The sequence below is a fragment of the Isoptericola sp. NPDC056618 genome, assembly GCF_042792715.1.
Classification (GTDB): Bacteria; Actinomycetota; Actinomycetes; order Actinomycetales; family Cellulomonadaceae; genus Isoptericola; species Isoptericola nanjingensis.
In genome coordinates, this window is record NZ_JBHTVZ010000014.1 from 1 (window position 1) to 12,719 (window position 12,719).

Here is a 12,719-nt window from a genome sequence, read left to right on the forward strand (position 1 = left end):
GCCCGGCACCCGCGAGGGTGCCGGGCCGTCGGCGTCCCACCGGGACCCGGCGGTGGGTCCGGGTCACCGACCGTGGTGATGGCCCTCGAGGCCGGGCAGGTCGGGGAGGTGGTGCTGGCCGTGGGGCACGGCCCGTGCTCCCGCCTCCGTGTCGGTCAGGCCCGCGGACGCGACCGTGGAGACGGCCACGGCACCCACGAAGAGGATCGCGAGCGACACGGCGGCTCGCGGCCTCCGCCCGGCGGCCGTCGCCGCAGGCCCTGTCCGGGACCGGTCGGGCCGGTCGGCGCCCGGCCTGCCTCGCGCCGGTCGGGCCGTGGCACCCACCACGCAGGCGGCGGCGAGCTGGAGGGAGGCCGCCGCGGCGGCCGCGCCGACATGGGTCCCCTCCGCGACGGCCATCGCGATCCCGAGGACGCTCGTCACGGCCAGAGCCCCGACGGCGACTCGCGCGAGCACGGCGGGATCGGCGCCCCGTGTCGCCGTCCCGCGCAGGACGAGCACCGCCACCACGAGCTCGGCCGCGCCGACGACCAGCGAGAACACGCCGTGGGGACGGGGGAACGCGCCCCGCACCAGGCCCATGTTGACCAGGCCGGCGCCGACCAGCGCGAACGCGACGAGCAGGCGGGCCAGGGGCGCGGTCCGGGTCATGCCGTCGCGACGCCCGTCTCGGCGCGGCGGTCCGCGCCCAGCCCGACGCCGAGCAGGAGGAGGGCGCTGGCCAGGTGCAGCACGTTGTCGGCGCCGTTCAGCGCGATGATGTTCGCGCCGGTGCCGACGAGGAAGAGGCCGAGGACGCCGACCAGCAGGTAGACCGCGCCGACGGTCACGTTGACGCCCTTGGCCGCCGCGACCGAGCGCGAGGCCAGGAGCAGGGCGGCGCCGATCGCGACGTGGATGATGTTGTGCAGCGGGTTCACCTCGAAGAACAGGAGCTTCTCGCCCTCCGTGGCGGCGAAGCCGACGCCCGGGGTGACGACGAACCCGGCGAGGCCGACCAGCAGGTAGACGGCGCCGAAGACTGCGGCGAGGAGACGGTTCGCGGACGAGCCCATGGTGGCTGCTCCTTCATCTGTCGGGCGCGGGGTGGTCCCGCGCTCGGAGGTGGTTCGGAGCGGTCGGCCGGTCGGATGGGCCCCGGTGTATCACGCGGCGCGGGTCGTCCTCTTTCCGTGCGATGACGAGTACGCAGCACCGCACGAGCGCTGCAGGAGGAGGTCCTTGCATGTCGATGCAACTTCCTCCTGCCGCGTCGTCGGGCCGCGCCGTAGGCTCGGAGGCTCCGGGGCGCGGCCGCCCCGGCTTCTCGACGAGCCCTCACGAGGTGCGAACAGCCATGACACGAGCCGCTGAGGAACCACTCGGTGGGACGCCCGACGCCGACGAGAGCCTGGGCGACCGGGCCGCGCGGGCCGTCCTGGAGTTCCGGGAGGGCCGCACCGACGCCCTGTCGGACCTGGTCCGGGAGGCGACGCCGTTGCTGTGGCACACGGTGCGCGCCCAGGGCGTCGACCGGGACGTCGCCGACGACGTGGTGCAGTCCACGTGGGCGGCGCTCGTGCGGCACGCGGACACGATCGCCGAGCCGAAGGCCGTGCTGAAGTGGCTCCTCGTGACGGCCCGGCGGGCCGCCTGGGAGACGGTGCGCAAGGGGCGTGCGGACCTGCGCCGGCGCACCGAGCTGCCGGACGACGTGACCGAGGGCGCCGCGGCGCTGCCGGACGCCCGTCCAGGCCCGGAGGCCGAGGTGCTGACCGACGAGCGCGACCGGATCCTCTGGTCGTCGCTCCGCCGGCTCCCGGAGCGCTGCCAGGAGCTGCTGCGACTCGTCTCGCTCGCCGACCGCCCGGACTACAAGGCGATCTCGGCGTCGATCGGCATGCCGGTGGGAAGCATCGGCGCCACACGGGGACGGTGCCTGGCGAAGCTGCGCGCCGTCCTCACGGAGCATGGGGAGGCCTCGTGGACATGAGCCAGAAGCACGAGAACGCGTGGGGCGAGCCCGTGCCCGGTGAGGACGAGGCCCTGGACGCGCGCGACGTCGCCGTCCTGGGGCGGCTCGGCCGCGCCGTCGAGGTGGTCGACCCCGTGCCCCGAGGGCTCGTCGAGCGGTCGCTGTTCGCGATGACGCTCGCACGGCTCGAGGCAGACGTGATGGAGCTGCAGCAGATCGAGGCCCCCGTCGGGTCCGTGCGCGGCGACGCCCCGCCGCTCGAGGCGCGCACCATCACGTTCACGCACGAGCGCCTCACCGTGATGATCGCGCTGTCCACCGACGACGACGGCACCCACGTGCGCCTCGACGGCTGGGTCGCGCCCGCCGCGACGCTCGTCGTCGAGCTGCGCCAGCCCGGCGGCGAGCGCTCCACCACGGCGGACGACGACGGCCGCTTCGCCTTCACCGCCGTCGATCGCGGCCCCACCAGCCTGCTCGTGCGCCTGCCCGACGGCGGCGACGTCACCGTCGCCACGCCGGTCATCGAGCTCTGACCGTGCCGACCCGCCCGCACGACGGGCGACGACTCTTGCACGCCCGTGGGCGTGCCCACTCGAGGAGGAGCAGGTGAGCGAGACCCCAGACCAGGCCGCCGGAGCGGCGGCGCCGGACCCGAACCATGACTACCGGCCGGTGCGCTTCCTGGATCCGTCGCTTGTGCGGCGCCGACCTGGCGTCCCGCAGGTGCGCCCCACCTGGTACGTCGCCGACAGGGTGATCGTTCAGGGGCCTCCGCCCCGGCGCTTCACCGAGGGCCCGGAGGGTCCGGCGGACGTGCGTCGAGTGGCGTCGATCGCCAGCGCCGGGGAGGACGCGGAGCCCTCCGGCCTCACCGAGATCGAGCGACTCGCGCGGGAACGCGGCTGCACCCTTGCTCTCGAGACGGCCGGACGGCGACGAAGCCGCCGCTCGTCCGGCGGTCCCTCTGCGGACGACTGTGACGACGACTTTGCGTTCGCGCTCCGTCTGGTCCCCGAGAGGGACGGGGACGAGCCCGACGCCTGGGAGATCGTCGAGGCTCTCGGTGGCACCCTCGAGCTCGGTGGCGAGCACGGGTGCCGGCGCGTCAGCCTCGATCACGTGATGCTGGCGCGCCCGTTCACGAGCTCGCCCTTCACGTCGTCTCCGTTCACGAGCTCGCCCTTCACGTCGTCTCCGTTCACGAGCTCGCCCTTCACGTCGTCTCCGTTCACGAGCTCGCCGTTCACCTCGTCTCCGTTCACGAGCTCGCCGTTCACCTCGTCCCCGTTCACCTCGTCCCCGATGCGAGGGATGGCGGAGTACGCGATGCCCGGCTGGGGCGGACGTGCACCTGTCGCCTGGCTGGGCGACCGACCTGCGCGGAAGCACGTGGACGGCCCGACGCCGTACGTCACCGCGGACGGGATGCTCCGACCGCTCGTGGCGATCGTCGACACCGGGCTCGGGACCCACCCCTGGTTCGGCACCTACGACATTGCCGAGGGGGACGACCATGGTGCGGAGCTCGACGGCAATGGGATTGTCGTGCGGGACGCGGTACTGCCCGATGGCCGCCCGATCGGGACCCAGCCCGTCCCGGCACGACGGAGCGAGGACGCCGAGATCGGTGGAGCCAGCGCCTCCTCGCTGACCGGTCCTCTCGACCCGGTCGCCGGGCACGGGACCTTCATCGCCGGCATCGTGCACCAGAAGTGCCCTGACGCTGCCATCCTGCCCATCAGGGTGGTCGGTGGCGACGGCGTCGGCGCGGAGTCCGACCTCGTCATGACCCTCAGCCGACTGCTGGAGTTCCACCAGCTCGGGCTGGAGGCGGACGCTGTCCCTGGCGACGGCGGTGCCCCTGTCGACGTCGTCGTGCTCTCCCTGGGCTACTACCACGAGGAGGCCGAGCAGCTCGGCGTGACCGACGCGCTGCGCGTCGTCATCGACGAGCTGAGGTCGAGCGGCGTCGTGGTGGTGACGGCCGCCGGGAACGACGGCACGACCCGGCCGAGCTTTCCCGCCGCGCTCGCGCCCCTCGTCGAGCGGACGCGCGACCCGCACGACGGCCGTGTCCGGGCTCGGGCGATCGGGTCGACACCCGCGGACCGCGACGGCGCGCCGCCGGTGCTCGCGGTCGGCGCAGAGAATCCTGACGGAACGACGGCTCTGTTCAGCAACGACGGCCGCTGGGTGACGACGACGCGGTGCGGCGCCGCGGTGGTGAGCACGATTCCCACCACCCTCGACGGTCCGATCACGCCCTCGTTGCGGATCGAGGACCGGTATGGCACCGGGCACCGGGCTACCCTCGATATCGAGGGCTTCCAGGGAGGGTTCGCGACCTGGAGCGGGACGTCGTTCGCCGCGCCGGTCCTGGCCGGCGAGATCGCCTCCACGCTGGTGGAGCGACGCGGCGGACGGACGCCGGACGTCGCGCCTTCGGGAGGGGACGGTAGCGTTTCGCCCGAACAGCGGCTGCGTCTGGATGATGCCTGGGCGGCCGTCGCGGAGCACACGGGGCTCACGCCTCCGGAGGGCGCTGCGATGAACTGATCGGGGAGGCGAGGCCTTGGGCGAGGATCCCGTCGTCGCGTTGCGTGGGGCGCTCGACCGAGCCCTCGACAACGATCGCGTCCGGCGCCGATTCGGACTGGCAGTGCGTCAGTACAGAGCGGTGCGTCGTGAGCTCGGGCGCCTCGCGCTCGCTGTCCCGGCGGCTGTGGCGGAGCTGCACGTGCGCGCTCTGGTGGGTGAGTCCCGGTGCATGTCTGAACAAGGGGCGGCCACGGAGGACTGCCTGGCCCTGCTCGCCGAAGCGCGGTGGTGGGCGGAGATGAGCGGCGACTCCGCGCTCGTGGCGCTGGTCGACGGTCGACGTGGTCTGCTGCTTCTGAGGCGCGGACAGCTCGATGACGCCCTGATCGACTTCTCCAGCGCGGAGAAGGGGCTCCCCGACGGTCCCGACCTCGGCGCCGTCTACCTCAACCGCGGCTCTCTCCGTCTCGAGCGCGGCGAGACGGAGCTGGCCGCGCGTGACTTCGAGCGCTGTGTGTCGATCACCGGCGACGGGGTCGAACCGGCGCTCCACGCGATGGCGGCCCACAACCTCGGCTACGCGCTCTTCCTCCGTGGCGAGCTCCCTGCCGCGCTGCGCTCGATGGCGGAGGCGGCCCGTGTCGCGCCGCCTGAGCACGCCGGGGTGGGTCTGATGGACAAGGCGGCGGTGCTCTACGAAGCGGGCCTGCTCACCGATGCGGAGGAGGCGCTCCGGCAGGCGGGACAGCTGCTCTCGTCCACCGCGGCCCGGCGTGACCTGCTCGACGCGAGGCTCGCGCGCGCTCGGTGCCTGGTCGGGCTCGAGCAGTACCTGGAGGCATTGGCCCTCGCCCGGAGCGTGCGGGCGTCTGCGCGTCGTACGGGAGATCGGCTCCTCGAGCTTCGTGCGGACCTGATCGGACTGGATGCCCGGCACGGGAAGATCATCGACGAGGGCGCGCAACCGGCGCGCGTGCGGCGGCTCGCTCGGGCGGCGGAGCAAGTGCTCGACCGCGCCGCCACCGTGCCCGGAGGTGCGCGACTGGCCGCCGACGTCTCTCTCGTCGCCGCCGACGCACTTGCGCGCGCGGGCGACGTCGACGCGGCACTGGGGCACCTGCGGGGACTTCCGGCCCGCACCGGTCTGGCTCTGGGGACGCGGCTGCGCGCCGAGGCAGTGCGAGCCCTCGTCGCGTTCGGGCAGGGCGACCGGCGCCGCGGGCTTGCGGCAATCCGTCGGGGGCAGGGTCTGCTGGCTGTGCAGCGCCAACGGCTGGGCGCCGTCGAGGCGGTCACGGCGGCGGCTGCCCACGGCGTCCGGCTCCAGGGCGTCGACATCGTGGCGGCGCTGTCCCAGGGGAGGGCGGATGCCCTCTTCGACGCGCTCGAGCGAGGACGCGCCACGTTCGCCGGGTCAGGGCGGGTGAGGCCGTCGGCGGACGGCGAGACTGCCGCGCTGGTGTCGGCGGCGCGGAGCCTGCTGGACCGGGCTCGTGCGCTCGAGCTCGAGAAGTCCGAATCGTCGCGCGAACCCTTGCAGCTCCGGCGCGAGGCGAGGCGGCTCCAGGACCGGGCGCGTGAACGGTCCTGGCAGGTCGAGGGTGAGATCGAGGCACCGCGTGCAGCGACCGCGCGGATGATCCGCGCCGAGCTGCGTGCCGCGCCGTCGGATCGGGTGGTGCTCAACTTTGCGCTCTATCGCGGGAAGGTCCTCGCCGTCCGCGTGGACCGGTCCGGTGCCCGGGTCATGGAGCTCGGCCAGGTCCAGGACGTCGTGGAGCGAGCGCGTCGCGTCCGTGCCGACCAGTACGTGCTCGCCAATCCGCTGATCCCCGCCCCGATGAGAGCGGCTGCCCTCCGATCGCTCGAGCGCGACCTCGCCTGGTTGGATGCCACGTTGCTCCGGGGTACCGACCCCGGGGTCCCCCTCTTCGTCGCGGCCCGTGGCCGTCTGGTCTCGCTGCCGTGGGCGTCGCTCCCGTCGCGTCGAGGGACGTCGACGGTGGTGAACTCGTGGGTCGCACGGGGGAGGGCCGAGTGGTCACCCGGTCCGGCGCTCGTCGTCGCAGGGCCAGAGCTGCGGCACGCCCCTGCCGAGGCAGATGCCGTCGCGAACGTGTGGGGTGCAGGAACGACCGTCCTGACCGACGCGCGGGCCACGTGCGAGACCGTGGCCCGTGAGCTCGACGGGCACGCGATCGTCCACCTGGCAGCGCACGGTCAGCACGAGCCCGACAACCCGGTCTTCTCGAGCGTGCGCCTCGCGGACGGGCCGCTGTTCGCGCACGAGCTCGACGGGACGGATCTCGCCCGGTCCGTCATGGTTCTCTCGGCCTGCGACGTGGGGTCGGTCAGCATCAAGCACGGCGGTGAGCCCCTCGGCCTGACGAGCGTGCTGTTGCGCATGGGAGCGCGTGCCGTGGTCGCGAGCGTCGCACCCCTGCGCGACGAGGTCGCGGTGCGCGTCATGCCGGCGCTCCATCGAGGACTTCGCGACGGGCTTCGCCCTGGTGAGGCGCTTGCCCGTGCCGTCGCGGACGAGCCGGAACCCGTGCCGTTGGTGTGCTTCGGCCCGCTCGTCCTGTGATGTGGACGACACCTTGTGCTCACCTCCTGCCGCCGCTGTGATGTCGGTGCCGATGCCGGCGGCCCGCCGCAAGGCGGGGACGACCGATGGAAGGATGTTCGATGAAGACACGTGCCACCCGCGTCATCGCTGGTCTGCTGCTCGCCGCCACCGCCGTGGTGGGCGCCGCCGCCACGGCGTCCGCGGAGCCCCCGGGCCCGCAGCACCCGTTCAGCTCCCACTGACGGCGTCACGACGCCGTCTGCGCGCGGGCGGTGGGACGGCGCGAGCGTGCCGAACCGCCGCCCGTCGTCGTGTACAGTTCTCGGGTAACCCAAGACCGCCGGTCGTCCGACGCTGCCCGGGCTCGCCCCAGCAAGCCGAAGACCCAAGTCCCGTGAGAGTGCGGGGGCCTGCGTAGGTGACACGACGACGACCACACAGCCTGGCTGTGAGCTCCGAGCCCCGTGCGCACCTGCGCCGGGGCTCTTTCTCTTGCAGGTACCGGTGGCACCACCACCGGAAGGATTGCCATGGCGAGGCCGGACAAGGCAGCCGCTGTCGCGGAGGTCGCGGACAAGTTCCGTGACGCGAACGCGGCCGTGCTGACCGAGTACCGCGGGCTCACCGTCGCACAGCTCAAGGAGCTGCGTCGGTCGCTCAGCGGCAACGCAACCTACGCCGTGGTGAAGAACACGCTGACGTCCATCGCGGCCAAGGAGGCCGGGATCGACGCGTTCGAGGCCGACCTCAAGGGTCCGTCCGCGATCGCGTTCGTGACCGGCGACCCGGTCGAGGCCGCCAAGGGTCTGCGTGACTTCGCCAAGGCGAACCCTGCACTGGTCATCAAGGGCGGTGTCCTTGACGGGAAGCCGCTGACCGCTGCAGAGGTCACCAAGCTCGCGGACCTCGAGTCCCGCGAGGTCCTGCTGGCCAAGACGGCCGGCGCGATGAAGGCCAAGCTCTTCCAGGCTGCCTACGCCTTCAGCGCGAAGCCGGCCCAGGCCGCTCGCGTCATCGATGCCCTGCGTCAGAAGCAGGAATCGGAGGCCGCTGCCGCCTGACGGCGGTGCGGCAAGCACAACCCCCTCCCTTGCTTCTGCGGGGCCCCCGGCCCCAGGACGCACCAACCGAAAGGAACGCCATCATGGCGAAGCTCAGCACCGACGAGCTCCTGGCCGCCTTCGAGGAGCTCACGCTCATCGAGCTCAACGAGTTCGTGAAGGCCTTCGAGGACAAGTTCGAGGTCACCGCCGCCGCTCCCGCCGCCGTCGCGGTCGCCGCCCCCGCCGCCGGCGGTGCCGGTGGCGCCGAGGCCGCCGAGGAGAAGGACGAGTTCGACGTCATCCTCGAGGCCGCCGGCGACAAGAAGATCCAGGTCATCAAGGAGGTGCGCGCGCTCACGTCCCTCGGCCTGAAGGAGGCCAAGGACCTCGTGGACGGCGCCCCGAAGCCGGTCCTGGAGGCCGCGAACAAGGAGACGGCCGAGAAGGCCAAGGCTGCCCTCGAGGGCGCCGGCGCCACCGTCACCCTCAAGTGATCGCCGCGGCCTAGCCGCGCATCGCTTCCGCGAGGCCCGCATCCCCTTCGGGGGGTGCGGGCCTCGCTGCGTCCGACGCCGATGTCCGACGTCGTCGGCGCGGCACTTCCGGCTCGGCGCGGCAGTTCGAGCTGCCGCCGTGAGCCCAGACTGCCGCGGCGAGCGAGCAACGCGGTCCGGCGCGCGGGGGAGCGGGCCGGTTGTGGAGGTGTCGTGTCGTGACCGACGTCGCGCGCGGGTGCCTGGCCGCAGCCGCCTACCACGGGTTAGGCTGGTCCGACAACCGTTTCTTGGGCGGCATATGGCGGCCACCGAGACAACGTCCTCAAGACCCAGAACCGAGGGCGTCCGCTCGTGTGCCCGCGCGAGTTGGACAAACGATGAAGTTCTGGCTACGCTAGCGCTTTGCGCTCGCTTGTGCCCCGACGCCTCCCCGCCGACGATGCCCCGCCCTCCGTGATCACGTCTTCGTGACCCCTGAGGCGGTCCACTCCCGCGGTCCGGCGCCTCCAGCCCTCGCAGAGCGTACAGCGTGCCATCGAACTGCAGGGAAGGACCCCTCTTGGCTGCCTCGCGCACCCCTTCTGTTCCGTCCGCCGACGCCATCGCGAACCGCACCGCTTCCCGCCGCGTCTCCTTCGCCAAGATCTACGAGCCGCTCGAGGTCCCCGACCTCCTCGGGCTGCAGACCGAGAGCTTCGACTGGCTCCTCGGCAGCCCCGCCTGGCAGGCCCGGGTCGAGGCGGCCACCGCCGCCGGCCGCTCCGACGTCCCCGCGACGTCCGGCCTCGAGGAGATCTTCGAGGAGATCTCGCCGATCGAGGACTTCGGCCAGTCGATGTCCCTCTCCTTCTCGAACCACCGCTTCGAGCCGCCGAAGTACACCGCGGACGAGTGCAAGGAGAAGGACTTCACCTTCGCCGCCCCGCTGTTCGTGACGGCCGAGTTCGTGAACTACACGACCGGTGAGATCAAGAGCCAGACGGTGTTCATGGGCGACTTCCCGCTCATGACCGCGCGTGGCACGTTCATCATCAACGGCACCGAGCGCGTCGTCGTCTCGCAGCTGGTCCGTTCCCCGGGCGTCTACTTCGAGCGCACCCCCGACAAGACGAGCGACAAGGACGTCTTCTCGGCGAAGGTCATCCCGTCGCGCGGCGCCTGGCTCGAGTTCGAGATCGACAAGCGCGACGCCGTCGGCGTGCGCGTCGACCGCAAGCGCAAGCAGCCCGTCACCGTCCTGCTGAAGGCCCTCGGCCTCACGGAGGCGGAGATCCGCGAGGAGTTCGCGGACTTCCCGTCCGTGCTCGACACCCTCGAGAAGGACCACGTCCACACCCAGGACGAGGCCCTCGTCGACCTGTACCGCAAGATCCGTCCGGGCGAGCCGCCCACGGTCGAGGCCGGTCGCGCGCTGCTCGAGAACTTCTACTTCAACCCGAAGCGCTACGACCTCGCGAAGGTCGGTCGCTACAAGATCAGAAAGAAGCTGGGCGTCGACGCGCCGCTGGCGGACTCGACGCTGTCCGTGACCGACGTCGTCGCGACGATCAAGTACCTTGCCGCGCTGCACGCCGACCTGGAGACCATCCCCGGCACCCGCGACGGCCAGCCGACCGAGGTCCGCGTCGAGACCGACGACATCGACCACTTCGGCAACCGTCGCATCCGCGCCGTCGGCGAGCTCATCCAGAACCAGGTGCGCACGGGCCTGTCCCGCATGGAGCGCGTGGTCCGTGAGCGCATGACGACGCAGGACGTCGAGGCGATCACGCCGCAGACGCTGATCAACATCCGCCCCGTGGTGGCGTCGATCCGCGAGTTCTTCGGCACCTCGCAGCTGTCGCAGTTCATGGACCAGAACAACCCGCTCGCGGGCCTGACGCACAAGCGTCGTCTGAACGCCCTCGGCCCGGGTGGTCTGTCCCGCGACCGTGCCGGCATGGAGGTCCGTGACGTCCACCCGTCGCACTACGGCCGCATGTGCCCGATCGAGACCCCTGAGGGCCCGAACATCGGCCTCATCGGCTCGCTCGCGTCGTTCGGTCGCATCAACCCGTTCGGCTTCATCGAGACGCCGTACCGCAAGGTCACCGACGGCAAGGTCACGGACGAGATCGTCTACCTGACCGCCGACGACGAGGACCGGCACATCATCGCCCAGGCGAACACCGAGCTCGCCGTGGACGGCACGTTCCTCAACGACCGCGTCCTGGTGCGCACCAAGGGCGGCGAGACCGACGACCTGCCGCCGGCCGAGGTCGACTACATGGACGTCTCGCCGCGCCAGATGGTGTCCGTCGCGACGGCGCTCATCCCGTTCCTCGAGCACGACGACGCGAACCGCGCGCTCATGGGCGCCAACATGCAGCGCCAGGCCGTGCCGCTGGTGCGCTCCGAGGCGCCGCTGGTCGGCACCGGCATGGAGCGTCGTGCGGCGGTCGACGCCGGCGACGTCATCGTCGCGACCAAGCCCGGTGTGGTCACCGAGGTGTCCGCCGACCTGGTCCTCGTCGCGAACGACGACGGCACCACGGGCTCGTACCGCGCGGCGAAGTTCCGCCGGTCGAACCAGGGCACCAGCTACAACCAGCGCGTGCTCGTGGACGAGGGCCAGCGGGTCGAGGTCGGCTCCGTGCTGGCCGACGGCCCGGCGACCGACGAGGGCGACCTCGCGCTCGGCCGCAACCTGCTCGTCGCGTTCATGTCGTGGGAGGGCCACAACTACGAGGACGCGATCATCCTGTCGCAGCGCCTCGTGGAGGACGACGTCCTGTCCTCGATCCACATCGAGGAGCACGAGGTCGACGCCCGCGACACCAAGCTCGGGCCCGAGGAGATCACGCGGGACATCCCGAACGTCTCCGAGGACGTCCTGGCGGACCTCGACGAGCGCGGTGTCATCCGCATCGGTGCCGAGGTCGGCGCGGGCGACGTGCTGGTCGGCAAGGTCACGCCGAAGGGCGAGACCGAGCTCACCCCGGAGGAGCGCCTGCTGCGCGCCATCTTCGGCGAGAAGGCCCGCGAGGTGCGCGACACGTCCCTCAAGGTGCCCCACGGCGAGCAGGGCACGGTCATCGGCGTCCGCGAGTTCAACCGCGAGGACGGCGACGAGCTGCCCGCCGGCGTGAACCAGCTGGTCCGCGTCTACATCGCCCAGCGCCGCAAGATCACCGTCGGCGACAAGCTCGCCGGCCGCCACGGCAACAAGGGCGTCATCTCGAAGATCCTGCCGCAGGAGGACATGCCGTTCCTCCCCGACGGGACGCCGGTCGACGTCATCCTCAACCCGCTGGGCGTGCCCGGCCGCATGAACGTCGGCCAGGTTCTCGAGACGCACCTCGGGTGGGTCGCGAGCCGCGGCTGGGACATCGAGCTGGCCGAGGGCGAGGACCTCTCCTGGAAGGAGACCCTGCCCGAGGTCGCGTCGAAGTCGGAGCCGGGGACGCCGGTGGCGACGCCGGTGTTCGACGGCCTCGAGGAGTCCGGCCTGCGCGGCCTGCTCTCCACGACCCTGCCGAACCGCGACGGCGACCGCATGGTCGCGACCGACGGCAAGGCCCGGCTCTTCGACGGCCGCTCCGGCGAGCCTTTCCCGGACCCGGTGTCGGTGGGCTACATGTACATCCTCAAGCTCCACCACCTGGTCGACGACAAGATCCACGCGCGCTCGACCGGCCCGTACTCGATGATCACGCAGCAGCCGCTGGGTGGTAAGGCGCAGTTCGGCGGCCAGCGCTTCGGCGAGATGGAGGTGTGGGCCCTCGAGGCGTACGGCGCGGCCTACACGCTGCAGGAGCTGCTCACCATCAAGTCCGACGACGTCCCGGGCCGCGTGAAGGTCTACGAGGCGATCGTCAAGGGCGAGAACATCCCCGACTCGGGCATCCCGGAGTCCTTCAAGGTGCTCCTCAAGGAGATGCAGTCGCTGTGCCTGAACGTCGAGGTGCTCTCGAGCGACGGGACCTCCATCGAGATGAAGGAGTCCGACGACGAGGTGTACCGCGCCGCGGAGGAGCTGGGCATCGATCTGTCGCGCCGCCCCAACTCGGCTGCCACGGTCGACGAGATCTGATCCAGCGACCAGCTGAACTCCACGGACATTCGAAAGCTTT

Annotated in this window: 11 protein-coding genes; 8 read left to right on the top strand and 3 right to left on the bottom strand. The window is 71.7% G+C overall.

Translation table 11 applies throughout. The annotated features are described in order from the left end of the window. Nucleotides 1-63 precede the first annotated feature (63 nt). A complete protein-coding gene (locus tag ACFQ8T_RS15595; protein ID WP_430547427.1) occupies nucleotides 64-654 on the bottom strand; it encodes a hypothetical protein in 591 nt (196 codons plus the stop codon). After that, on the bottom strand, nucleotides 651-1,058 hold the full coding sequence (locus ACFQ8T_RS15600; protein ID WP_430547428.1) for a DUF4383 domain-containing protein: 408 nt from the start codon (nucleotides 1,056-1,058) through the stop codon (nucleotides 651-653). Before ACFQ8T_RS15600 ends, ACFQ8T_RS15595 begins: the two co-directional genes overlap by 4 nt. Before the next feature lie 281 nt (nucleotides 1,059-1,339). Here ACFQ8T_RS15600 and ACFQ8T_RS15605 point away from each other — a divergent pair, with 281 nt between their 5' ends. After that, a complete protein-coding gene (locus ACFQ8T_RS15605; protein WP_429764791.1) occupies nucleotides 1,340-1,975 on the top strand; it encodes an RNA polymerase sigma factor in 636 nt (211 codons plus the stop codon). Continuing rightward, a complete protein-coding gene (locus ACFQ8T_RS15610; RefSeq protein WP_430547429.1) occupies nucleotides 1,972-2,493 on the top strand; it encodes a carboxypeptidase-like regulatory domain-containing protein in 522 nt (173 codons plus the stop codon). The genes ACFQ8T_RS15605 and ACFQ8T_RS15610 overlap by 4 nt, the downstream gene beginning before the upstream one ends. 582 nt (nucleotides 2,494-3,075) lie before the next feature. Here ACFQ8T_RS15610 and ACFQ8T_RS15615 read toward each other — a convergent pair. Continuing rightward, nucleotides 3,076-3,252, bottom strand: coding sequence for a hypothetical protein (locus ACFQ8T_RS15615; RefSeq protein WP_430547430.1), 177 nt, complete (start codon nucleotides 3,250-3,252; stop codon nucleotides 3,076-3,078). 148 nt (nucleotides 3,253-3,400) lie between these two features. Between ACFQ8T_RS15615 and ACFQ8T_RS15620 the strand changes: the two genes are divergently transcribed. The 6 genes from ACFQ8T_RS15620 to rpoB all read left to right on the top strand — a co-directional run bounded on the left by ACFQ8T_RS15620 (nucleotide 3,401) and on the right by rpoB (nucleotide 12,679). Continuing rightward, entirely contained in the window at nucleotides 3,401-4,516 is a 1,116-nt protein-coding gene (locus ACFQ8T_RS15620; RefSeq protein WP_430547431.1) for a S8 family serine peptidase, read from the top strand. A 16-nt stretch (nucleotides 4,517-4,532) separates the two neighbouring features. Beyond that, nucleotides 4,533-7,085, top strand: coding sequence for a CHAT domain-containing protein (locus ACFQ8T_RS15625; protein ID WP_430547432.1), 2,553 nt, complete (start codon nucleotides 4,533-4,535; stop codon nucleotides 7,083-7,085). A gap of 101 nt (nucleotides 7,086-7,186) precedes the next feature. After that, the gene (locus ACFQ8T_RS15630) at nucleotides 7,187-7,309 is read left to right on the top strand and encodes a hypothetical protein (protein ID WP_281251988.1); all 123 of its coding nucleotides are present in this window, start codon (nucleotides 7,187-7,189) and stop codon (nucleotides 7,307-7,309) included. A gap of 288 nt (nucleotides 7,310-7,597) precedes the next feature. Further along, the gene (gene rplJ / locus ACFQ8T_RS15635) at nucleotides 7,598-8,128 is read left to right on the top strand and encodes a 50S ribosomal protein L10 (protein WP_429764782.1); all 531 of its coding nucleotides are present in this window, start codon (nucleotides 7,598-7,600) and stop codon (nucleotides 8,126-8,128) included. Between the two features lie 83 nt (nucleotides 8,129-8,211). After that, a complete protein-coding gene (gene rplL, locus ACFQ8T_RS15640) occupies nucleotides 8,212-8,604 on the top strand; it encodes a 50S ribosomal protein L7/L12 (protein WP_429764780.1) in 393 nt (130 codons plus the stop codon). Between the two features lie 562 nt (nucleotides 8,605-9,166). After that, nucleotides 9,167-12,679 (top strand): DNA-directed RNA polymerase subunit beta, encoded by a 3,513-nt coding sequence (gene rpoB, locus ACFQ8T_RS15645; RefSeq protein WP_430547433.1) that lies wholly within the window; start codon nucleotides 9,167-9,169, stop codon nucleotides 12,677-12,679. Nucleotides 12,680-12,719 lie beyond the last annotated feature (40 nt).

What these genes read in the sequence shown, in the direction of transcription:
- rplL (WP_429764780.1), top strand. Translation starts at nt 8,212, where the DNA reads ATGGCGAAGCTCAGCACCGACGAGCTCCTGGCCGCCTTCGAGGAGCTC.
- ACFQ8T_RS15600 (WP_430547428.1), bottom strand. Translation starts at nt 1,058, where the DNA reads ATGGGCTCGTCCGCGAACCGTCTCCTCGCCGCAGTCTTCGGCGCCGTC.
- rplJ (WP_429764782.1), top strand. Translation starts at nt 7,598, where the DNA reads ATGGCGAGGCCGGACAAGGCAGCCGCTGTCGCGGAGGTCGCGGACAAG.
- ACFQ8T_RS15630 (WP_281251988.1), top strand. Translation starts at nt 7,187, where the DNA reads ATGAAGACACGTGCCACCCGCGTCATCGCTGGTCTGCTGCTCGCCGCC.
- ACFQ8T_RS15610 (WP_430547429.1), top strand. Translation starts at nt 1,972, where the DNA reads ATGAGCCAGAAGCACGAGAACGCGTGGGGCGAGCCCGTGCCCGGTGAG.
- ACFQ8T_RS15605 (WP_429764791.1), top strand. Translation starts at nt 1,340, where the DNA reads ATGACACGAGCCGCTGAGGAACCACTCGGTGGGACGCCCGACGCCGAC.
- ACFQ8T_RS15595 (WP_430547427.1), bottom strand. Translation starts at nt 654, where the DNA reads ATGACCCGGACCGCGCCCCTGGCCCGCCTGCTCGTCGCGTTCGCGCTG.